The sequence below is a fragment of the Aphanizomenon flos-aquae FACHB-1287 genome (genome assembly GCF_014698755.1).
In the GTDB taxonomy this organism is placed as follows: Bacteria; Cyanobacteriota; Cyanobacteriia; order Cyanobacteriales; family Nostocaceae; genus Dolichospermum; species Dolichospermum flosaquae.
Window position 1 is genome coordinate 26727 of record NZ_JACJTO010000024.1, and the last position, 21905, is coordinate 48631.

A 21905-nucleotide genomic window follows, 5' to 3' on the forward strand; every position below is an offset into this window, starting at 1 on the left:
TATTGTACTAGGTCAACACGGTATTAATCAGGCTATGATTATGAGACGGTTTTAGAAGCCTAGAACAGTCCGGGTAAATTATGTTAATTTTTACGATAAGCTACGATAACACAGTGCAGGGGACGTAAGCTGTGCGAATTCCGCTCGATTATTACCGAATTCTAGGATTACCGTTGGCGGCCAATGAGGAACAATTGCGACAGGCATACAGCGATCGCATTGCCCAATTGCCACGACGGGAATATTCGATTACATCTATATCCTCTCGTAAGAGGCTGATTGAAGAAGCTTATATGGTCTTATTAGACACCGAAAAGCGCAAGTCCTATGATCAGCTTTATCTAGCTCACGTTTATACTCCTAATACAACTGCTGATCAAGTTCCACCGGAAACCCTACCAGATAGTAACTCCAAGGATCAAGATGCTCAAAGTCTCAGCATTGAAATCACCCCGGAGCAATTTATTGGCTCTTTGTTAATTCTCCAAGAGCTAGGAGAATATGAATTAGTATTAAAACTGGGTCGCCCGTACTTGGTTAATAAATCTAGTCCAGTTAACCTGAAAACAGATCATTCTGTTACCCGGTCACAAATTCCCGATCACCCAGACTTACCAGATATTATCCTCACTGTCTCCCTAGCTTGTCTAGAACTAGGACGGGAAGAATGGCAGCAAGGTCACTATGAAAATGCAGCAGTATCTTTAGAAACGGGTGAAGAACTATTAGCGCGGGAAGGATTATTTCCCAGTGTCCGCGCCGAAATGACTGCTGATCTTTACAAACTTCGCCCCTATCGCATTTTGGAACTATTGGCACTACCGCAAATAGAGATTCCCAAACGTCGGCAGGGGTTAGAACTATTACAGAGTATCTTGGAAGACCGTGGTGGAATTGATGGAACTGGTAATGATCAATCTGGGTTGAATATAGATGATTTTTTACGATTTATCCAACAAATTCGCCATTATTTAACAGTAGCGGAACAACATAAGCTCTTTGAATTAGAAAGTAAACGACCTTCGCCAGTTGCGATATATTTAGCAGTATACTCCTTAATTGCCAGAGGTTTTGCTCAACGCCAACCAGCTTTAATTCGCCAAGCCAAGCAAATGTTAATGCAATTAGGTAAACGCCAAGATGTGCACTTGGAACAATCCCTTTGTGCTTTGCTTATGGGACAAACGGAAGAATCTACCCGGGTTTTAGAACTAAGTCAAGAATATGAGGCCTTAGCTTTTATTCGGGAAAAATCCCAAGATTCACCAGATCTATTACCCGGACTGTGTTTATATAGTGAACAATGGTTACAGCAAGAAGTATTCCCCCATTTTCGGGATTTGGCCAAACAGCAAGCCTCTTTAAGAGATTACTTTGCTGATAGACAAGTACAAGCTTATCTAGAATCTTTGCCCACTGATGCCCAAATCACTAATGAATGGGCTGCAATTAATCATCAATCCTTTCTCCAATCAGATCTTCATCATTTCCACTACCATACTAGTAACACCACACAAAAACAGGAACATGATCACCAACCAGCTAATCCTGAGTTACCAGTAACCCATTCTAGTCCTGAATCTGAATCTACCCAAGATTCCATACCCCGCTGGAATCGTCAACCAGCAAATAGAAGTGCGGGAAATCAAGCATCACAAATACCACCAACGGTAACAACCCCCCACAAAAGACCACAGCCAAGCAATGGTCATTCAAGCCCCGCAACAAACCACCAGCCCCCTCGTAGAAGGCGCAAACCCCTTGCTAATAATCTTTTCCGGCGGTTTATAAGGTCTCAAACTAATTTTCTCAGTCGCCTAGATCCAAAGACACGCTTAGTATGGCTGGTTTTCTTTTTATTGGGAGGGGTATTAATTTTTTCCCTACTAGTGTCAACAACTTTTAGCTTGGTAAAAAATATCTTCTTTCCCAGTCCATCATTAAGGGGACAACAGTTAGCAATAGAACTAAGTCAACCACCAATTCCTATTCCTGATCCTAATACTCAGGAGGAATTAAGCGACAAAGAACTGACAAAGGAGACAGCAAAGAAAGTAATTGAAACTTGGTTATCAGCAAAAACCGCAGCTTTAGGGCCAAATCATGACATTGATGCTTTAAATGAAATTTTAACGGGTAAGGTTTTATCCCAATGGCTTTCAGTAGCCCAGCAGGAACAAGAAAGTAACCGCTATCGTCATTATAAGCATAATGTAGAAATAGTAGCTATCTCTAAAAAAGGCATAGATGAAGATAATATATCAATAGACGCTAAAGTACAAGAAGTTACCAAGTTCTATCAAAATAGTCAGCAGAAAAAGTCCTCTGATGAAACATTGCGTGTTCGCTATGATTTGATTCATAAAGAAGGTAAATGGCTAATTCTGCGAATGTCGGTAATTCACACATTTTTATGATTGGTCTAGTGGTCAGTTGTTGGTTGTTAAATCTATTCCTATTTCTTATTTCTGACGATAAATGTCATCAAATCTTGACACGAATTCCCTATTCAAAACCGTTATATTAAGATTTCATGACAAAACGATCCCCGCAACCCTGATAACTACGTAAAATAGAGTAAAACCTATCTTTAGACCCCTTGATCCCTAGATAGTTTTACTGGTTAATATTTACTTAACAACCCCTCGCAATCCTCAAAGTAGGAATTGAGAGAGGTTGAGATATCAATAAAAAAAACAGACAGTAAACAAATTTAAAACTGGGTTTTGTCTAGGAGTCAGTAATAAAAAAATCTGGGTAGATGATATTTAATCAAACTCTTTTTAACCCGGGAAAAATAATTTACCTTGTAAACTACTGGAGTCCAAATTCATGGCAAAAGAACGCCCACCACTAGAAGAGATGACCCTAAGGCAATTACGCAAAGTTGCCAGTGAGTATTCCATATCTCGCTATAGCAGAATGCGTAAATCGCAGTTATTAGCATCAATTGAAGACGTTCAAAATAGTAAATTCTCGCTCAGTTCATCCCCTAATTTGGAGGCACAAAAAACAGTGGAAGCAGCAAAATTTGAATTAGGTCAAGAAGATCTAACTGGTGGTTCTCTAGCTGATGTTGATGAAGCACTAACGGATTTACCTGCAGGTTATGGTGATAGTCGGATTGTTCTATTACCCCGTGACCCTCAATGGGCTTATACTTATTGGGATATTCCTAACGACCATAAAGAAGCAATTCGTCGTCAAGGTGGACAAACCCTAGCATTGCGGATTTATGATGTTACCGACATTGATCTAGAATACCAAAGCCCCCACAGTATTCAAGAATACCCTGCGGATGAACTAGCCAGAGAATGGTACTTGCCAATTCCCGTGAGCGATCGTGATTATGTGATAGATATCGGTTATCGCACCGCTAATGGTGGTTGGCTAGTATTAGCGCGTTCCGCTAGGGTGCATATTCCCCCTGTTTATCCTTCTGATTGGATTGAAGATGTCTTTATCACTGTAGATTTTGAAGAAGACCTACGTGCTAAGACCTACTATGAACTAGTTCCTCCAGCCAAAAAATTATCAATTATCGCTGCTGCGGCTGCTGGTGATGGGAACCCCATTTATGAACAAATCTTTGATCTAGCGGAATCCGCTGAAGCTCAACGGGTAGCAGGTTCTCTATTCGGTTCTATGCAGCACGTTCCTGGTTCTGCTGCTCCTGAACAAGCTATCAGTTCCTATGTTTTCCCATCCGGTGTGGGTATGTGGGCTATTCCTACTGTATCTGGTTTAACTATGTCCGGTGTGGGAATGTCTGGTTTCTCTGCTTCCGCTGTTCCCACGCGTCCTCGCAAATTCTGGTTAGTTGCTGATGCTGAATTGATTGTTTACGGTGCAACTGAACCTGATGCCAATGTGACTATTGGTGGTCGTCCCATTAAACTTAATTCTGATGGTACATTCCGCTTCCAAATGTCTTTCCAAGATGGTTTGATTGACTATCCAATTGTAGCTGTTGCGGCTGATGGTGAACAATCTCGTTCTATTCACATGAAGTTTGAGCGAGAAACCCCTTCACGTCATACTAATACTAAAGATGAAGCTGTTCTGGAATGGTTTGCATAATTGCTCTATCTGAAGATTAACTATAACTGCAACTGTTATTTTACCCGCTATAGTATTGCTGTAGTGGGTTTTTTATTGAAAAAACAAACAACTTTAACAAACTTTATAAATTTTGGTATGGTGTAATTGGGGCTTTTATTTCGCGCAAAAATAGAAAATGTGCGGTTTTAAATTTGCACCAGTTTGTACTTTAATTCAGAAACTCGGCAATTCTCTCTACAGCGGTTTTTAATATTTCTGGTTTTTGTACTAATGCGAAGCGAACGTATCCTTCTCCGAATTTACCAAAGCCGATACCTGGAGAAGCTGCTACACCTGTTTTTTTAACTAATTCAGTGCAAAATTCCCTGGAATTATGACTCCATTCTGTAGGTAATTTTGCCCAAATATACATTGTCGCTTCTGGTGCGGGAACGTTCCAGCCTATACTATGTAAGGCTTTTACAAAAGTGTCACGTCGTTGACGAAAAATGTTTAAAGATGATTTTATACCTTCTTGAGATCCGGTGAGGGCAGCGATCGCTCCGTTCAAAATTCCCAAATATTGATTAAAATCAATGCAGGCCTTGATTTGTTTGAGGGCTTGAATTAATTGTGGATTCCCAATTGCATAACCAATGCGGAAGCCACCCATATTATAAGACTTAGACAGGGTAAAAAATTCAATAGAAACGCTTTTTTCGGGGTCAGCTTGCAAAATCGAGGGGACTGGAGATTTTAGATTTGCGGTTTCCGTGAAAACTAAATCTACGTAGGGGAAATCATGGACAAGAACTATGTTATTTTTTTGACAAAAGGCTACAGCTTCTTGAAAAAAGGATAAAGGTGCGATCGCACTGGTAGGATTATGAGGATAACTTAAAACCATCAACCGTGACTGAGCTAAAACAGTGACGGGAATATCACTAAAAACTGGTAAAAAATTATTCTCTGGTTTTAATGGCATAGGATAAATCTGACCATTAGCCAAGTATACCCCACCTGCATGAGAAGGATATCCAGGATCTAATAATAACGCAAAATCGCCGGGATTCAGCACGGCTAGGGGTAAATGGGCTGTTCCCTCTTGAGAACCAATTAGGGGTAAAACTTCCGTTTCTGGGTTAACTGAGATACCAAATTTTTGTTCATACCATTGGGCCGCAGCTTGACGAAAATTTTGAGTACCACGAAATAATAAATAACCATGGGTGCTAGGATCATGGAGAGATTGAGCAATCGCTTCAATGACGTGATTCTCGACCGGTAAATCTGAAGAACCCAAGGACAAATCAATTAATTCTCTTCCAGCAGCCAAAGCTATGGTCTTGGCTGTATCCATGTCCGCAAATACATTAGATTTTAAAGGTTGTAACCGATTCGCAAATTGCATTTTAATGATTATTTATTGGTCGTTGGTCACGAGTGAGTAATCAAAAATTATGGAGTTTTGATTACTCACTGGTAACTAGTTATTGATTAAATGCTTTCCTAAAAGACCGAGTAATTTATCTTTAGAAATTGCTCCTTCCGTAGATTCTAATACTTTTCCCCCTTTTAGCAACCTCAGAGCGGGAAGACCTTCTACTTGATATTGCTTAACAGTGACCGGATTAGGATCAGCTTCCATCTTAACAATTTTTAAATCGCTATAAGCTGTCGCAGCCGATTTAATCACGGGTGACATCAATTGACAAGGACCACACCAGGAAGCCCAAAAATATACTAATACAGGCTTCTCGGCTTTTAAAACTTCTGTTTCAAATTCAGCATCAGTGATAATAATTACACCATTTTCCATTGTATTCTCCATAAATTAGTATAAATTGCTGTTGATAAAGAAAGTATGAATTTATCGAGCTTCGCTAACACGCAGAGTCTCTCCAGGTGCGGAGAGTAAGAGTTAGACAAATCAATTTTTTGATGTTCATACTCCGATTGTGCAACAGACACAAATTAATCAAGTTGGTTTATAAAATACTTTATCCCAATCTGAGAGTCAGTTGTGATCTGATTTGGGATTTTAGATTGTTAAATATTGACTAATACACTTTTTGTCAAAATTAAGCAGAATCCCACAATTTTATATGTGGGATGATCTGAATTAATTTGTCTGTAAAAACTACATATTATCTAATTGTTTCCTAAGTGCTTCTAATTCAGCATCAACTGGTTGAATCGCTTTAGCTGTATTAGTTGGTTGTGCTGGAGTTGTAGTGCTTGGTTGTGCTGGAGGTAGTGTATTTTGTTTAGATCCTTCTATCAACATAGCTAATTCATCATCAATATCACTACTAGATTCTAATCTTGCAAATTGGCTATTTAAATCTGTACTGACTAACTCGGATACAGCCTGAGATTTAGCTTCTTGCATTAATACTTTTTCTTCCATGCGCTCAAAAGCGGACATAGCACTGTTGGTACTCATTCCGCTCACCATATTTCCCAATTGTTCTTGGGCTTTGGCTGCGGTAATTCGAGCTTTGAGCATTTCTTTCTTAGTTTTAGCTTCAGAAATTTTGCTCTCCAACTGTATTAAATTCTTTTTCAGACCTTCTACCTGAACGTTTTGTTGTTCTAGACTAGTTTTTAAAACTACACTTGTATCATTATAAGTTTTTTTGCGTTCTAAGGCTTGACGCGCTAGACTCTCATCACCTTTTTGAATAGCGAGTTGGGCGTTACGCTGCCATTTATTGACTTCATTCACAGCGTCTTGGTACTGTTTTTCAGTCCGTTTTTGAGATGCTATGGCTTGGGCTGCGCCTTGACGCAATTTTACCATGTCCTCTTGCATTTCCAAGAGGGCTTGTTCGAGCATTTTTTCTGGATCTTCGGCTTTACTGACTAAATCGTTGAGATTAGCACCAACTACCCGTTTAAGACGATCAAATAATCCCATAAATTTATTTTTCCTTTTGAGGTTTACACTCTTGGTTAGATAGTTAGCTTTCCTACTACTTAATAGCTACCGATGCTAATGTAGTTTTTCCTGGCTGAACTAGTATTTTTTTCTATTGTGAATCATCAACCTATCAATTAGCTATATTAACTAAGTAAACTTATAGTTCGGATGTTTTGGGTAAATTCTGATCTGGTTGAGAATGTTTTCCTTGATCTAGCATATAATTTTTCATTGTTACCAGTTCTGTATCAATATCACTATGAGAATCTAAAGATGCAAATCGTTTTTCCAGATCATCACTACCCATTATACCAATAACTTCTGATTTTGCTTCTATCTGTAAAACTTTTTCCTCCATTCGTTCTAATGCACCCGAACTAGATATAGTAGAATTACCAGTCAAGATTTCTTGCAGCAAATAAGCAGCTTCTGCTGAACGGGCACGGGCAATATACATATCTTTTTTAGTTTTTACCTCAGCCAATTTTAACTCTAATATCTGCATATCTTGCTTCAATTTGGTGACTACATTTTTTTGCTGCTGAATTTGGTTGATTAAGGTTTTAGTGGTTTCTTGGTAGAATTTGCGTTTGCTGAGGGCTTCCCGTGCGAGTGATTCATTACCCTGCTGGAGGGCTAATTCAGCCTGACGATAATATTCTTGAGATTTAGACTCTCCGGCTGCTGCTTGGCGTTCTGTGCGCTTTTGGGTGGCAATGGCTTGAGCTACCCCCTGACGTAATTGTACCAAGTTATCTTGCATTTCTATGAAAGCTTTTTCCAGAATTGTTTCTGGGTCTTCTGCATTGGTGACTAAATTATTGAAATTAGCGCGAATCACCCGCAGAATACGGTTAATCAGTTCCATTTTGGTTCTACCTTGACCATTTACCGGACTTTGAGGATTGCTTGATTGCTATCTTACAGCACTTCCCGGTGTTATGATGTACATATCTAGCGGGCAAGATGCCCGCCCCACAAGAGTTTCATGATTCAATTTTGTACCTTATCTTTAGGTTTTTTGATCAGGGCTGCTGTAAGCGAGCTTTGATTCCTTTTGCCTGTAGTTCTTGCAATCTCCGCTTAATATCATCCTTGGTTTTCAGGGCACCTAGATAAATAAATTTTTTGTTTGGTGATAAATAAGCATCAGGAACTAGTTGCTTTGCTGCTTTAAAAGCGTTATTACCTTGATTATCAGCAATAATGTAATAGTACCCATTGGCTGAGGGTTTAACATCTTCTGGAAGGGCTGACGGAATGGTTGTAGACTTTGGTAAAGGTGTGGAAAGAGTAGGAAGAGGGTAAAAGTTCGATAATGGAGTTATAGCTGGTTGAATAGCTGGAGGAGTTGGTATAATTTGGGAGGTAGGTTTAGCTTTAGGTGTTAAATCTACGACATCTTTAGGATCTCTGACTTCTCGAAATTCTTGGGTTGCTAAATTAGGATATTTGGCTATGGGAGTATTTTGTACTTGGCTATTTGGTTGAGAATTTTTTTCTGTTACTTCCGTATTTTCCGCAGTTTTTGAGGAATTACTATTAATTAATTTATCAAAATTTAACTTAGGGAAATTTTGGGGATTGAAGACTACATAGCCTAAGGTTAAACTTGACAGTAATAACAACAATATTGAACCAATACCCATAGGTGATAAGATTCTATCATGGGATTCGGGAGAACTAGGAGTTTGAGTTTGTGATGTTTCTGGTGTCAAACTCCGTAATAGTGCTTCACTAGATTCTAAATAATCATCTGGTGGTTTAGTGGAGTCATTTGCGGTGAAGAGGGTTTGATTTTCAAGGGGTTGAATTGTGGTGGGAACTATACTGCTACTGGATTTTTCTAAATTTACAGGGATAGGGGTTTCTTCTGTGGTCTCCGTGGTCAATAAGGGATTTTCTGGAGAAATAACTATGGGAGGAACTGTTGGTAGTTGAATATTCAACAGGTCTGTTTTCATCTGTTTAGCGTAATTTTTTACGCTTTCTGATGGTTGTTTTCTAGGATTTTTGCGTGTGCGTCTATATCTGGTTAATTCTTGCTCTAATTGTACTTCTAAACTGGCCAGTGCTTGAGTCAAGACAGGGTTTAGGCCTCCTGTTGGGGAGGATTTTGCAGAATCTACAAGGGAATTTTGATTCATTGTTTAAGAGGGTGTCAGGGTAGATGATTAAATTATTTTTTAATGTAATATTAGACTAGCAAAAATTGTTTGTGAGTGTTCAGCTATTTTACTTAAGTTATTAGTTAGAAGTATAGCTGATAACAGGCCTTTTTTGTCTTAAAAGAGAACACGACAAAAATACTCAAATATGTCTTTTAAATCAATTAATCAGGTTTTAGGAAATATTCAACGTTCAGAAATATGGCAAGAACAAGTATTTCCCCGGTTACTGAAGTGTTGGGTAGAGGTGGTGGGAACTCCGGTTGCTGATCAAACGCGTCCTTTATCAATTCAACGTGATGTAGTGTGGGTAGCAACTTCTAGCGCTGCTTGGTCACAAAATTTGACTTTTGCACGGAAAAATATACTGAAGAAATTAAACAACCACTTATCTACGTCTTTGGTGGATATTCGATTTTCGACAGCGGAGTGGAAAAATTCATCAAGAACGGAAACACAACCAACAGTTTCGGCCTCGGAACATCCTAGTTATGTAGCGGATGATCTGGCCCCTGAGAAGTTGGTAATACCTAATTTAGATAATGCTCTGGGTACGTTTGAGAATTGGGCTAAGATGATGCAAATGCGATCACATTATCTGCCTTTATGTCCCCAATGTCAATGTCCTACCCCACCGGGTGAACTTGAACGCTGGAATGTTTGTTCCCTTTGTGTGACTAAGCTGTTGGTTTAGATAATCGGCCGTTAGTTCGGATGTTTAATTATTTAATACATTTGGACATTAGGGACTGATTTTAAATCTATCCAAAGGATGATTTTTTAAGATTAGTAAATCTAAAGTAAATCTAAAATAAAACTTTTAATCTTGATCCCCAATAGGTTTTAGACAATATCAAGTATGTGGACACTCCGATAATCATTTACAAATATAACAAGAATCTAAAGACATAATAAAGTTTATTTAGGGCTAATAATTGCTAGAACCTATATCCAATCATGATTTTTTGCCTTTCATGCCTATTTTAGACGACAAGCCAGAAATATAAAATATATAGGTGTGATAACTGGTCCTATGGTACTGGAAATGAAGGCTATGAAACTAATCAAGAGTTTAACATCTACCTGTCGTTGTTGTCGTTATTACCAACCACAAGGTCGCCGTGGTGGTATGTGTGAAAAATTGAGCGCACCAGTACAAGGGGTTTGGAAGGCCTGTCCTTTTGCATTAGCAGCTTTTGTAACTTCTTGGGAAACTTTAGAAGGTTCTTATAATGCTTCACCAGTAGCTAGACCTGTTTTTGCAGCTAGTCAAACTATCCCATCTCAACCAATGTAGATCCTTTTGCGATTAGTTGGTTTTAATAGTTTTTAATAACGATTGCCATTCGATACTATCAGTAATAATTTGCCAAGTATTTTTGAAGCAAGCATGAAGAGATATAGCACAATCTAAACAAAAAAATCTTATAAAGCTTGCTAAATATAAGAAATAAGGCTTATGTTTGAGTATCATGGCAAAATATTCAATATTCCCCTGTTCTCTAAAGCTAAAAAACTTTTTACCTCACGAGCAGGGGAACTGCTATAGCAGGGAACAGGGAACAGGGTTGAAAGTCTTTTGGTGTATGGTTTTTTAGGTAAATATCGAGATAAACAAATAACATTTGCACTTAGAGATTCAAATTGATATTTTGTCCTAAATATCTGTTGTATTATTTTCTCTCGGAAATCGATTGAATATGCTTTCATAAAAAAATAATATTTTTATCTTTAGTATGCCTTCGGGAAGTGCTTTATATCGCTTAAATTATGAAAACAAAAACAAATCGCAAATATACGTAATTAGATCCCCAATCTTTTGAAGAAGTCGGGGGTCTGTTATATTTAGATCACTTCCCGGTGTTATGAGGTACATATCCAGCGGGCAATATGCTTGCACCACAAGAGTTTGATGATTCAAATTTGTACCTCATCTTCAGCGGAAAACGCTGTATGTTTGTTAAACGAACTCTTCCAACTGTTCCAACTTTAACCAGATATTTGGTGTTGGTACTTGTCCAAATTTCACCAAAGCATAATTACCCTTAATATCTACAATTTCCCCCTGAGTTTCAAACAAATAACTAGGGAAACGAGAATCACTAGCTTGAGCTTCCAGGCTATTTTCTAGCTTCTCCCGAATAGCTCGCACCATATTTCCTTTTTTCATGGCCATAAATTCCCCTTATTCCATAATAAACGCTTTTACTGAAAATTTTATCTTGTCCGCAGACACAAAGGCATAATTTTTCCTCAAAAAACATAACCGCTTACGTTTGTGGTCAGCGGTTCCGGAGAAAATTCTGATAAATCACTTCCCGGTGTTATGAGGTACATATATAGCGGACAAAGCGGGTAAGATGCCCGCACCACAAGAGTTTGATGATTTAATTTTGTACCTTATCAGTGTGGAAAACGCTGTATTATGTTATTATTGCTTAGTTCTTCCTTATCAGCTTCAACATAACACATCCCGAAGCAATTGTCAACCCCCTAATTCTCATATCACCAGAAAAAGTTTTCCCACAATCTCATTTAAAATATCATAGCAATCTTCAATTAATTATGAAAAATAAGGAATATCCCCGACTTATCTAAGAAATCGGGGATCTAAATATATCATTTATCTATTCATTAATATTGCCATAAATCTTAAACCAAACTCCTCTTCAAAAACTCCTTTTTTGTAATCTAAACTCCACATTTCCAAAGCACATTCATCATCAATTAATGATGGAAATATGAACATCTTAAATTCCTTAAAATTGGGTAAATATTCACATTTAACATGAGAAATAGCACCTATTCGTCTTCTATCTAAAGCAACAGCTAACCTTAAAATAGCACTAAGTTGATTAACCATTTGCCGATGTTCCTTGTGAAGTAAATTGCGATAGTTATCATGTTTTTTCTTCGGTGCAGATTTACGATGATAACGCGCTATGTTTGCAATAATTTCGATCTCTGTTTCATTATAACCAAGTAATTCCCCATTTCTAATCAAGTAGTATGAATGTTTATGGTGCGATGAATGGCTAACATAGTGACCACAATTATGTAAAATTGCCGCAGCCCATAATAACTTACGTTGATCTGTATTCCAATAGTGTAATTTTCCCTGAGTTTGGTCAAATATATTTAGCGCGAAAGCGGTAATACGCTCACTGTGTTCTAAGTTACTGTAGTATTTTTTGGCAGTTTTTAATACACTACGTTCTCTAACGGAAGTTTGAAACCGTAATCTGTTATCAATGAAGCCATGAGCCAGCATCCAGTCTACGATTATTCCTTCTCGAAGCGCTCGCTCACAAACTGTTAAGGATTCCACCCCTAACAAGGTCATAGCTTCCTGTAAAATTACTGCTCCTGCAAGTATCACTTCCGACCTTTTTTCCGGCATTCCTGGAATAGTGGCCCGTTCCACATTGGTCATCTTCCGTAAGCGAGTTACCCATATACGTAAATCTTGGAGGCTGAATTGATACCCATTCAGAGTAGAAGGAACAAGACCTAATTTTTCCCGAGCGTGAATAGTAGCAATGGTTTCTATTGTGCCAGATGTGCCGATTAACCGGGGAAATTCGCCGATTTTGAGTTTTTCTTGCACTTCTTCTACAGACCGCTCTAACATTCCCCTAGCGTAAGCCTGTAGGTACTTAAATTCAGTTTCGGTGATAGGATCAGAGTTGACCAGTTCTCCCGTTAAGCGGACTGCGCCAATTTTTGTACTGGTAAGACTCCGGGGTTCTTCACTGTCCCCTAAAATCAATTCTGTTGAACCACCACCAATGTCAATAATGATGTGTGGTTGGTGATTAAATTCCATCCCCGATAATACACCTAAATAGATGCGACGGGCTTCTTCTGGTCCAGAAATCAAGTCAACGCTTAAACCAAGTTCGGTTTCGATTTGGTGGAGAAATTCTTTACCATTGGGAGATTCACGGACGGCACTAGTAGCAACAGCGACAATACTATTTACTTCTAAGCTGTGGGCAAGAGTTTTGAATCTGCCTAAACAAGCGATCGCTTTAAGCATCACTTCGGGTTTTAATTCACCAGTAATTAAATTGCGATCGCCTAATCGTACGGTTTCTTTTTCCCGCGCAATCATGGTAAAAGATGGTAAAGCGGCTTCAATTTTGACTATTACCATGTGTAAAGAATTTGTACCAATATCAATGGCTGCAATCATCTGGTTTTCCCGCACTGGTTGATTAAGTGGGTTTCTGTTGTCAACAGGGATTAAATTCAGCATCTGGATTATTGCTCGAAAGATAGACAAAAATACGGTCTTGAGGTCTCCCCATTTTCAAAATATATTAATTACATTGATGGAGACCATAAATTAGCTAACTGTTACAAATTTCACAAAAATTCTGTCCAATCCGTATTTTTAATTGTTAACTATAGAAAAAACTCAATCCCATTGGGAATATTAACCTAACGATGATCATGTTCTGATTTATTTTCAATATACCCGATTGTTAGTGGCTAATGAAATTATGGTGTAATCAAGGTATTATTTACAACTATTGAATATGTTTAAACCGAAAAAAACTAATCAATAACCATTATGGCTGACAATTATCCGACTGTTGCGATGGAATAAACCCGAAGGTAGATTAATTCTCATCATTCCCGCATTGTGGTCCGTATTTTTGGCTGCTGCAGGTAAACCACCATTACCCCTGGTAGTATCGCTACTAGTGCGGCTGGGTGTTAAGTCATGAATTTGCTGATACTTTAAATAAAATGATTTGTGAGGATTATACAAAACGCTTTCAAAACGCCAAGGAAGCCTTACAAGCATTAACAAGAAATCAACTAACTCCACCTCCAGCACCTTTAATTCCCTGGAAATTAATTCTTGGCACCATTTCAGGAATCATCATTATTATCGGTGTAGTTATGGCTGTCATGCCCATATTACCCAAATCTAATGATCAACTAATAGCTGATGGTAAAGCCAAATCAGGACATTAGCCAGCCAATAAAGCCAGGGAATAAATTCCTTGTCTAAAAACTAAAGTCGGTTGAAAGCGACTGAATGGAAGAATGTTTTAGTCCGTTTTAACGGACTTCTGCTATTAGCCGGGGAATTGATTCCCTGACGGGTTATGAAACCAACCGAAAATTAACCAATTACCAAATTATCAAATACCAGGAGTACCATCTATGAAATTACACAAATTATCCCATTTATTATTCTTCTTTATCCTCTTATTTCCCGCTTCTGGGATTATTATCATTGGTTGTAGTTCTTCCGTATTCGCACGCAAACCAGGGACTTTATCAGAATCAAAATTAAATGATATTCAACAGGGGATGAGTGGAGGAGCAATTATTAATGAAAAAGGTTATTTAGTGGGGATAAATAGTAAAATTGCTCACCCGGTTTTACAAACTGATTTTCGCTATTTACAAAGTGAACAACCTAATGAGAAAACATTAAAGGAATGGGGTAATTATAGTTGGGGTATTGCGATTAATTTAGGAGATAAAGCTGGTGCGATTAAACATTATACTCAAGCTATCCCCATTAATCCTCAAGATGCCGAAGCCTACTACAACCGGGGAAATGCTAAATCTAAATCAGGAGATAAAGCTGGTGCGATTAAAGATTTAGAAACTGCAAAACAACTATTTCAACAACAAGGTAATACACAAAATGCTCAACAAGTACAAGAAATATTGAATAAATTGTAGCTAAACTCCATCCATCTTGAAAACTTGAGTTTGCGCCATAGAAAAACTATAGGTTTCAACTTGGACGGGGTTTACCATTATCTTTATTTTACTTTCTATCCTCTACCCATACATTAACCAGCCCTAATCAAAAACAATCAAACTAACACCACAACAAATTACCCTATCTGCTAACCGAGAACCAATGGATAAACTAGAAAAATACCAGAATATTATCAAAAAAATATTGACTGAATATTACGAAATGACGAATAATCAAACTTCAAAAAAATGTGAATTTGAAGTTAGTGAACGTTTAGCTATTGATGAAACCAGAGATCAATATATTTGGTTTCGTTTTGGTTGGGAAGATAAAAAGCAAATACAGCATATTATCATTTATCTTACCATTAAAAACGGCAAAATTTGGGTAGAAGAAGATGCAACAGATTTATGTATAGTCGATGATTTACTATCAGCAGGAATACCACAGAATGATATTGTTTTGGGTTTCCATCATCCCAGTAAAAGAGTTTTCACAGAATTTGCTACAACTTGAAATAATGAGAATATTGTAGGGGTTTAGCAATGCTAAACCCTTATTTTTATGTTATATTAGTTTAATATTCAAATTGAAAAAACCTATGCGTAAACAAACCATTGAATATACATCACCATTAGATACCTTAGTTGCCGTTACCAAACGACCAAGTATATATGAAAATCAACAAAAAATGGATTCTGAAGAATTTTTCCATTAATATAACTGTGAACATCTCTTATTTTCCTACCTCTGTGTCCTCTGTGCCTCCGTGGTTCGTTTTTATTTTTAAAATACCCGATTGTTTGTAGCCAATGAAATTATGGTCTAATCAAGGTATTATTTACAATCATCGGATATGTTTAAAACACCAAAAACCAACCGACAACCATTATGGCTAATAATTATCCGACTATTGCGGTGGAATAAACCCGAAGGTAGATTAATTCTCATGATTCCCGCATTGTGGGCCGTGTTTTTGGCTGCTGCGGGTAAACCACCATTACCCCTAGTGGGAGTGATTATTGTCGGTAGTATCGCTACCAGTGCGGCAGGGTGCGTAGTTAATGATTTATGGGATAGAGATATTGATCCACAAGTAGAGAGGACACGCGATCGCCCGCTTGCATCTCGCGCCCTTTCCGTTCAAATTGGTATAGTGGTGGGGATAGTCGCCCTAGTCTGTGCTGCTGTAATGGCCTTTTATCTTAACCGGTTAAGCTTCTGGTTGTCAGTGGCCGCAGTTCCCGTTATCGTCCTGTATCCCGGCGCAAAACGGGTATTTCCTGTACCTCAATTGGTACTTTCCATAGCTTGGGGTTTTGCGGTGTTAATCAGTTGGAGTGCAGTTACCGCTAATATTACAGCACCCACTTGGTTACTTTGGGGCGCGACTGTACTATGGACCTTAGGATTTGATACTATCTATGCAATGAGCGATCGCCAAGATGATCAACGCATTGGTATTAATTCTAGCGCGTTGTTTTTTGGTAAATATGCTCCTACAGCGATCGCTATATTCTTCATTGGTACTATTATACTTCTAGCTGGAGTAGGGTTATTAGTTAATTTAAATACCGCTTTTTGGATAACTTTAATACTGGCTAGTATGGGCTGGATTTGGCAAATTATCCGCTTACAAAAGCCAGAAATACCTAATTCTGCTTATGGGGAAATGTTTCGTCAAAATGTCTGGATTGGTTTTGTAATTTTAGCAGGAATGATTATTGGTTCTTAGTGAATTTGTAGTTAATTTCACAAAATCAAAATTTTCTTGTCAATCTAACCAAAGCTAGATTCAAAACTATCAGGACTACTGTTTTAAAGGTTGGGATATTAATCTACAAGCTAGATGCAACCAACCTCATGAAGCGATCTATTTTTGTTAAACTCGCTACAATAATTTTACTGTCTTTTGGTAGTTTTGGTCTAGTGATTGGTGGTTTTTGGATTAGTAAAGCTACTAGTAATAACAAACAATTACAGTTAATTACTGATATATCACAATATCCAGAAATCCGTAATCATAAATGGACTGATATTCAACAAATCCAACATTTTCCCGGACAAATTTCTAGTGATTCTCAAGTTTTACAAATGGCTTATGCTTCGGGAGTAATTCCGGGAAGTAGTTCTTTACAAATTCGGATCAAAGAACCACAAGTAAAGATTAAAAACCTCCTCAAGCAATACCAAAAAATTTCTCAACATCAATACCAGGGAGGAAATACAAATAATCATATTAATCAACCCAACGGCGTACCAACAACGTTTTTTTATACTAGCGATTCAGAAATAGAAACCTTTCCTAGCAGTTATGAAATATTAGTATTAAAAGCCGAAGATAAAAGCCAACCTGGTTCTAAATGGAATCATGGTAATAGTCATGGAGTAGCCATTGATATTGCATCTTCAGAGATTGTTTATTGGGCAGAAAAATGGTAAGTAGAGCTAACGAAAATTAAAAGAATCTAATCATCTTGAAAGTCCATCTAAATATCTAAATATTAAGTTCAAATTAGATCACTATTTCCTGACTGCAAATGCTTTAATGTCCTGTGCAAAAACTTACCCCATTCTGCTGCTAGGGGAACTTCTGTAAAGGGAACAAGAATTGATTTAGGAGTAGTTAATAAAAACTCTAATTCGATTTTTCGACCTTGTAGGGGTGGATTTTCTATATCTACAGAATTACCATTTACTAAAAAGCGGATTTCTTGAACATCTAATAAAGAAAAAGTTTCTAGTTCAATTGGTCCTTTCGTTGTAGGTTTTCCCCAAGTAATATCATCACCTTTTTGAGCTAATACTGCATAAATATCATATTTAGCTCGTTCAAATTGTGCTGCCCAAATCTGATAAGCTTCAAGTTTTTGATATTCCTGTGAACCTTGCCACGCTAACCAGAAAAATGCGAATAACAAAGGCAACCATAAAAGACCACGTTCCATAATAATTCGTCATTCCTCTTTTAGAAGAGCTTTGTTAACTTAATTAAAAAACAGGCAAAAAGATAGAATTTGCTCTAAAATCTACCAAATACCATTTTATAATATACAACATGAATATAAAACGTAAGCAAAGCTACAAAATTTAATGTATTATAATGTCCATAGATTCAGTAATTTGCAGCAATTCAACTACTTAATAGACAAATACCAAGTAATCCAGGGGAAAGAAACACAATGAGTTTATACCACTTAATTTACAGTAGCTATGGAAAACCTGATTTAGGGTATCATGAACTTAAAGATATCATGGAAAAATCCTAGAAGAATAACCAATTAGAGGGAATTACAGGACTACTTTGCTATGGTGATTCTGTCCAAGGCACAGAGAATGCGGTTAGTATATTAATCAAGTGTAACTTTCACAAGGTATTAAAACTAACTAGAAACATGAACTACGAAATAGCACGTAAACTACTTATAGACCAAACCAACAGCCCAGATAATCCAGATACCCTGTTAAATCGTTTACAGCAAGGTAAACCCCCTGTTCCTGGTCAAATTACTTCAACCCTGTTAGCGTTAAAAGTAGTATTTGAAGCCTCAAAAACAGATACCAGCTTAGACAGAGAACTCGCTTTTGCTTTATATCAATTGGCCGTAAAAGCCCAAAGGTTTTTTGCAGCGGGAAGAAAAGTAGGTGTAGACTGGCCACCTCTGCTTAATCAGGATTTAGTACGTATTTCCCTGGCGGCTGAAAGTATTTTTTCAGGAACGTGGCAGAAGTTATAATGGAACATGAATTAACGAGTCCTTAATTCAGCTTCTAATTTATTGGCATCAGCTTTGAGTAAAACTGTTATATTACCAATAATGGCTTTTCCTTGTTTCGGTTGGGCGATTTCTAGCCAATAAGCGTAACGCTCTCCTACTCGCAGTTCTCCCTGTATAGCTTCCCTAAGTGGTATTTTAGCTAACCGATCTGTATTAATCTCACTCTGGCTAGGATATTGATAGATAATTTGAGCCTCATCATAATCTTGATACACATCTAGATTATAAATTATCCGCAAAGATTCTTGCAAACGCTTTGCTGTAATGCCATTAACAGCATCAAATATGGTTAGGCTTTCTGTGCGAATTGTCACCTTATCTTCAGTAAATACTATCCTACCGGGAGGTAATATGGAGGCTTCAAAGGTAAATCTTTGAGCCGCTGTATCACTTTTTCTGACAGATAATCGTTCTCCTTGTTTTGGCTGTAGAGTCGGATGTGATCGAATCCATGATACCACATTTTTTGTACTTTCTCCAGGTAAGGCCTTTGCAGGAGAATCTATAAGTATTTCTACTGATACAAAAGGTATTAGAGAACAAGATAAAATTAATAATTTCAGTAAAGATTGTTTAAGCATTTTTCAATTATACATCGCTACCTTAATTACTTTACGCGCCTTCATATCCATAAATACCTGTTCTAAGTCCTGCAAAGGCCGCTGTTCACTAATGAGTAAGTCAAAAGGAATCTTACCACTAGCGATGAGTGATAAAGCCGCTCTTACAAATTCTGGTGTATTATGAAATACTCCTTTGAGCGTAATTTCACTGTAATGCAATTGCTCAGTACAAACCGTAATTGTGGTATCTTTTGGACAACCGCCAAATAAATTGATAGTTGCACCAGGACGACCGCAAGCGATCGCAGTTTCCCAAACACTCGGTACACCAGTAGCTTCTATAACCACATCCGCGCCCCAGCCGTCTGTTAATTCCTTAACTAGGTTGGGAATATCCGTCAGTTGATGATAATTGAAAGTCTTTGCTGCGCCCAGCTTTTTACCAATTTCTAGCCGCTGGTTATTTCCACCCCATAAAATCACCTCAGTATATTCCGATAAAACAGCTACAAACATTAAGCCGATAGCCCCATCACCCAAAACTACTACTCGATCATGAGGTTTAACGCCAGAACGGGCTACACCATGGAGCACACAAGCCAGAGGTTCAGTCATCGCCGCTAATACCGAGGGTAAAGAATCAGGAATTGGTAATAGATTATACTGAACAATGGGGGCAGGAATTGGTATATATTCCGCAAATGTACCGTTATTCCATGTCAAATGAGGACATAAAGAATATTCTCGACGTTGACAAAAAAAACATTTCATGCAGGGAGCAGAATTATTTGCTACCACGCGATCGCCAACGTGCCAATTAGTCACCCCCTTACCGACAGCAACAATCCGTCCCGCACCTTCGTGACCAAACAGTGTTGGTGGTGTCAACATTTTAGCATGGCCACCACGTCGCCACACCTTCAAATCCGTACCACAAGTAGTGGCCGCTTCTACCTGAATCACCACCTCACCGGGTTCGGGAGTGGGGTCAGGGACTTGTTCTAGACGTAAATCCTCTTGTCCGTAAAGTAGTGCTGCTAACAAAACTTTTCACCCATAAAAAAGAAGTAGGGGCGCAAAATACGCACCTGTGAATATAGCTTAAATCATGCTATCAAATTAAACAAGATTGTATACCATAGTATCATAATATAGCAATTCCTAGGCCAGTGATGTACAATAAGTTGGAATCAAACGCAGATGAACGCAGATGAACACAGATAATTTTATACCTCATTAGAATAGATATATTTTGGATTGAAAATTGGCCATGCCTAATTTTAACTAAATTTTGGGTATTTAGAAACTGGACAAAAATATTTGTAAATAGGGAGTTACTGTTAAGAACTCAAAGCAGTTTGGGGTAAAACTTCTTGATTACGGTTTTCTAACTGAGATAGTGAGTTAGATACATCATTTATACTTAAAAGTGGTACTTCCTGTCTACAGGAAACACAAAACCAATATACTTCATGGTGACGAACATGACGCAGAATCGAACCACCGCAACAGGGACAGGTGTTAACTATGATACTCATATAATATCCTCCTTCCAAAAAATTAAAAACGATTATGTTAAAATTGATCTGGCTATTAAACCTATTAAAATTCCAGATTTATGCTTTAGTTAATGATGATCATTTTCTCTAGTTTTTGTTCCCCTATTTGCGATTCTCCAATTTAGAGAATTTGGTGGTGAAAAAACTATCAACAAATGTTAAATTCATGAGATCTTTAGACATTTATACAATTGGATTTTTCTATGAAAACAATCAAAACTCATAAGAACATGATTAAACTATAAACTAGTATATACTAGTGTATATCTTATTCATCTATCTTAGGGATCATAAATATCTAATTTTTATGAGATAATTAATTTACCTTTATTTAACAATTGTGTTGATAATTAACTAATGAAAATTGCTACTTGGAATGTTAATTCTGTTCGGACACGTTTAGAACAGATTATTAATTGGTTAACGGAAAATTATGTTGATGTTTTGTGTTTACAAGAAACTAAGGTTATAGATCATGATTTTCCTCGTATTGCGTTTGAAAGTTTAGGCTATTATCCGTATATTTCTGGACAAAAATCTTATAATGGGGTGGCTTTAATTAGTCGTCAACCTTTGACAGATGTAAATATAGGTTTTGGTTCTATTTTACCAGATTTAGCATCATCATGGGATGAACAAAAACGGGTTATTTCTGGTATTTTTGAAGGGGTAAGAATTGTTAATCTTTATGTTCCTAATGGTTCATCTATTGGTAGCGAAAAGTATGAATATAAGTTAAGCTGGTTAAAAATCTTGAGGGAATATTTACAGACGTTACTATTATTAAATCCTGACATTTCTCTGTGTGGTGATTTTAATATTGCTTTGGAAGATATAGATATTAATAGTCAAGTGAAGATAGCTAATCATATTATGGCATCTGAACAAGAACGTCAAGCTTTAAAAGATGTGATAAGTTTAGGTTTCGCAGATGCTTTTCGTAAATTTAACAGCGCGGGGGAAAATTATAGTTGGTGGGATTATCGCACCGCTGCTTTTAAACGTAATCTGGGTTGGAGAATAGATCATCATTATCTCACACCAAGTCTATATGAACGCGCTCAAAGTTGTATTATTGATATTGAACCCCGGAAATTAGTTCAACCAAGTGATCATACACCAGTAATTGTAGAATTTTAAC

General features: G+C 37.5%; 22 protein-coding genes and 2 pseudogenes. 13 read left to right on the forward strand and 11 right to left on the reverse strand.

Translation table 11 applies throughout. The features are described from left to right. Positions 1-131 precede the first annotated feature (131 nt). Together H6G44_RS12575 and H6G44_RS12580 are read left to right on the forward strand one after the other, a co-directional pair. Positions 132-2417, forward strand: coding sequence for an IMS domain-containing protein (locus H6G44_RS12575; protein ID WP_190386898.1), 2286 nt, complete (start codon positions 132-134; stop codon positions 2415-2417). Positions 2418-2832: 415 nt separating this feature from the next. Continuing rightward, the gene (locus H6G44_RS12580; RefSeq protein ID WP_190386897.1) at positions 2833-4080 is read left to right on the forward strand and encodes a DUF4912 domain-containing protein; all 1248 of its coding nucleotides are present in this window, start codon (positions 2833-2835) and stop codon (positions 4078-4080) included. 190 nt (positions 4081-4270) lie between these two features. Here H6G44_RS12580 and H6G44_RS12585 read toward each other — a convergent pair whose 3' ends face one another. The 5 genes from H6G44_RS12585 to H6G44_RS12605 all read right to left on the reverse strand — a co-directional run bounded on the left by H6G44_RS12585 (position 4271) and on the right by H6G44_RS12605 (position 9111). Further along, positions 4271-5452: an LL-diaminopimelate aminotransferase gene (locus H6G44_RS12585; RefSeq protein WP_190386896.1), complete on the reverse strand. Its 1182-nt coding sequence runs from the start codon at positions 5450-5452 to the stop codon at positions 4271-4273. 75 nt (positions 5453-5527) lie between these two features. Continuing rightward, positions 5528-5860, reverse strand: coding sequence for a thioredoxin family protein (locus H6G44_RS12590; RefSeq protein ID WP_190386895.1), 333 nt, complete (start codon positions 5858-5860; stop codon positions 5528-5530). Between the two features lie 321 nt (positions 5861-6181). After that, positions 6182-6961: a PspA/IM30 family protein gene (locus H6G44_RS12595; RefSeq protein WP_190386894.1), complete on the reverse strand. Its 780-nt coding sequence runs from the start codon at positions 6959-6961 to the stop codon at positions 6182-6184. 160 nt (positions 6962-7121) lie between these two features. Then, positions 7122-7832 carry a PspA/IM30 family protein gene (locus H6G44_RS12600; RefSeq protein WP_190386893.1) on the reverse strand — a complete coding sequence of 237 codons (711 nt, stop codon included), beginning with the start codon at positions 7830-7832 and terminating at the stop codon, positions 7122-7124. A 157-nt stretch (positions 7833-7989) separates the two neighbouring features. Then, positions 7990-9111, reverse strand: coding sequence for a hypothetical protein (locus H6G44_RS12605; RefSeq protein ID WP_190386892.1), 1122 nt, complete (start codon positions 9109-9111; stop codon positions 7990-7992). Between the two features lie 169 nt (positions 9112-9280). Between H6G44_RS12605 and H6G44_RS12610 the strand changes: the two genes are divergently transcribed. Both H6G44_RS12610 and H6G44_RS12615 read left to right on the forward strand, forming a co-directional pair. Continuing rightward, the gene (locus H6G44_RS12610; RefSeq protein WP_190386891.1) at positions 9281-9826 is read left to right on the forward strand and encodes a DUF721 domain-containing protein; all 546 of its coding nucleotides are present in this window, start codon (positions 9281-9283) and stop codon (positions 9824-9826) included. Positions 9827-10186: 360 nt separating this feature from the next. Beyond that, on the forward strand, positions 10187-10429 hold the full coding sequence (locus H6G44_RS12615) for a hypothetical protein (RefSeq protein ID WP_190386890.1): 243 nt from the start codon (positions 10187-10189) through the stop codon (positions 10427-10429). A 663-nt stretch (positions 10430-11092) separates the two neighbouring features. Here H6G44_RS12615 and ndhO read toward each other — a convergent pair. Both ndhO and H6G44_RS12625 read right to left on the reverse strand, forming a co-directional pair. After that, positions 11093-11308 (reverse strand): NAD(P)H-quinone oxidoreductase subunit O, encoded by a 216-nt coding sequence (ndhO, locus tag H6G44_RS12620; protein ID WP_190386889.1) that lies wholly within the window; start codon positions 11306-11308, stop codon positions 11093-11095. Positions 11309-11755: 447 nt separating this feature from the next. After that, on the reverse strand, positions 11756-13390 hold the full coding sequence (locus H6G44_RS12625; RefSeq protein WP_190386888.1) for a Ppx/GppA phosphatase family protein: 1635 nt from the start codon (positions 13388-13390) through the stop codon (positions 11756-11758). 322 nt (positions 13391-13712) lie between these two features. Here H6G44_RS12625 and ubiA point away from each other — a divergent pair. The 7 genes and pseudogenes from ubiA to H6G44_RS12655 all read left to right on the forward strand — a co-directional run. Continuing rightward, positions 13713-13829 (forward strand): annotated as a pseudogene (gene ubiA / locus H6G44_RS12630) (4-hydroxybenzoate solanesyltransferase); the annotation flags it as partial. Between the two features lie 22 nt (positions 13830-13851). Next, positions 13852-14118: a hypothetical protein gene (locus H6G44_RS12635; protein WP_190386887.1), complete on the forward strand. Its 267-nt coding sequence runs from the start codon at positions 13852-13854 to the stop codon at positions 14116-14118. Between the two features lie 192 nt (positions 14119-14310). Beyond that, complete coding sequence (locus tag H6G44_RS12640; protein ID WP_190386886.1) at positions 14311-14841, forward strand: tetratricopeptide repeat protein; 531 nt, start codon at positions 14311-14313, stop codon at positions 14839-14841. A 184-nt stretch (positions 14842-15025) separates the two neighbouring features. Then, positions 15026-15379: a XisI protein gene (locus H6G44_RS12645; RefSeq protein WP_190386885.1), complete on the forward strand. Its 354-nt coding sequence runs from the start codon at positions 15026-15028 to the stop codon at positions 15377-15379. An 85-nt stretch (positions 15380-15464) separates the two neighbouring features. Then, positions 15465-15578: pseudogene (locus tag H6G44_RS20810) on the forward strand (antitoxin TumA); the annotation flags it as partial. Between the two features lie 141 nt (positions 15579-15719). Then, positions 15720-16598: a 4-hydroxybenzoate solanesyltransferase gene (locus H6G44_RS12650; protein WP_190386884.1), complete on the forward strand. Its 879-nt coding sequence runs from the start codon at positions 15720-15722 to the stop codon at positions 16596-16598. A gap of 128 nt (positions 16599-16726) precedes the next feature. After that, positions 16727-17305: a hypothetical protein gene (locus tag H6G44_RS12655; protein ID WP_190386883.1), complete on the forward strand. Its 579-nt coding sequence runs from the start codon at positions 16727-16729 to the stop codon at positions 17303-17305. A gap of 68 nt (positions 17306-17373) precedes the next feature. On the opposite strand, the gene H6G44_RS12660 is transcribed toward H6G44_RS12655, so the two are convergent. Next, a complete protein-coding gene (locus H6G44_RS12660; protein WP_190386882.1) occupies positions 17374-17811 on the reverse strand; it encodes a hypothetical protein in 438 nt (145 codons plus the stop codon). Positions 17812-18258: 447 nt separating this feature from the next. Between H6G44_RS12660 and H6G44_RS12665 the strand changes: the two genes are divergently transcribed. Next, on the forward strand, positions 18259-18600 hold the full coding sequence (locus H6G44_RS12665) for a Dethiobiotin synthetase (RefSeq protein ID WP_190386881.1): 342 nt from the start codon (positions 18259-18261) through the stop codon (positions 18598-18600). Between the two features lie 11 nt (positions 18601-18611). Here the strand turns inward: H6G44_RS12665 and H6G44_RS12670 are convergent, their stop codons facing one another. The 3 genes from H6G44_RS12670 to H6G44_RS12680 form a co-directional block, all read right to left on the reverse strand. Further along, positions 18612-19223, reverse strand: a complete 612-nt coding sequence (locus H6G44_RS12670; RefSeq protein ID WP_190386880.1) for a hypothetical protein — start codon at positions 19221-19223, stop codon at positions 18612-18614. A 3-nt stretch (positions 19224-19226) separates the two neighbouring features. Continuing rightward, complete coding sequence (locus tag H6G44_RS12675) at positions 19227-20249, reverse strand: zinc-dependent alcohol dehydrogenase (RefSeq protein WP_190386879.1); 1023 nt, start codon at positions 20247-20249, stop codon at positions 19227-19229. A gap of 296 nt (positions 20250-20545) precedes the next feature. Further along, entirely contained in the window at positions 20546-20743 is a 198-nt protein-coding gene (locus H6G44_RS12680) for a hypothetical protein (RefSeq protein WP_190386878.1), read from the reverse strand. 378 nt (positions 20744-21121) lie between these two features. On the opposite strand from H6G44_RS12680, the gene xth reads away from it, so the two are divergent. Continuing rightward, the gene (gene xth / locus H6G44_RS12685) at positions 21122-21904 is read left to right on the forward strand and encodes an exodeoxyribonuclease III (protein WP_190386877.1); all 783 of its coding nucleotides are present in this window, start codon (positions 21122-21124) and stop codon (positions 21902-21904) included. Position 21905: the final 1 nt, after the last annotated feature.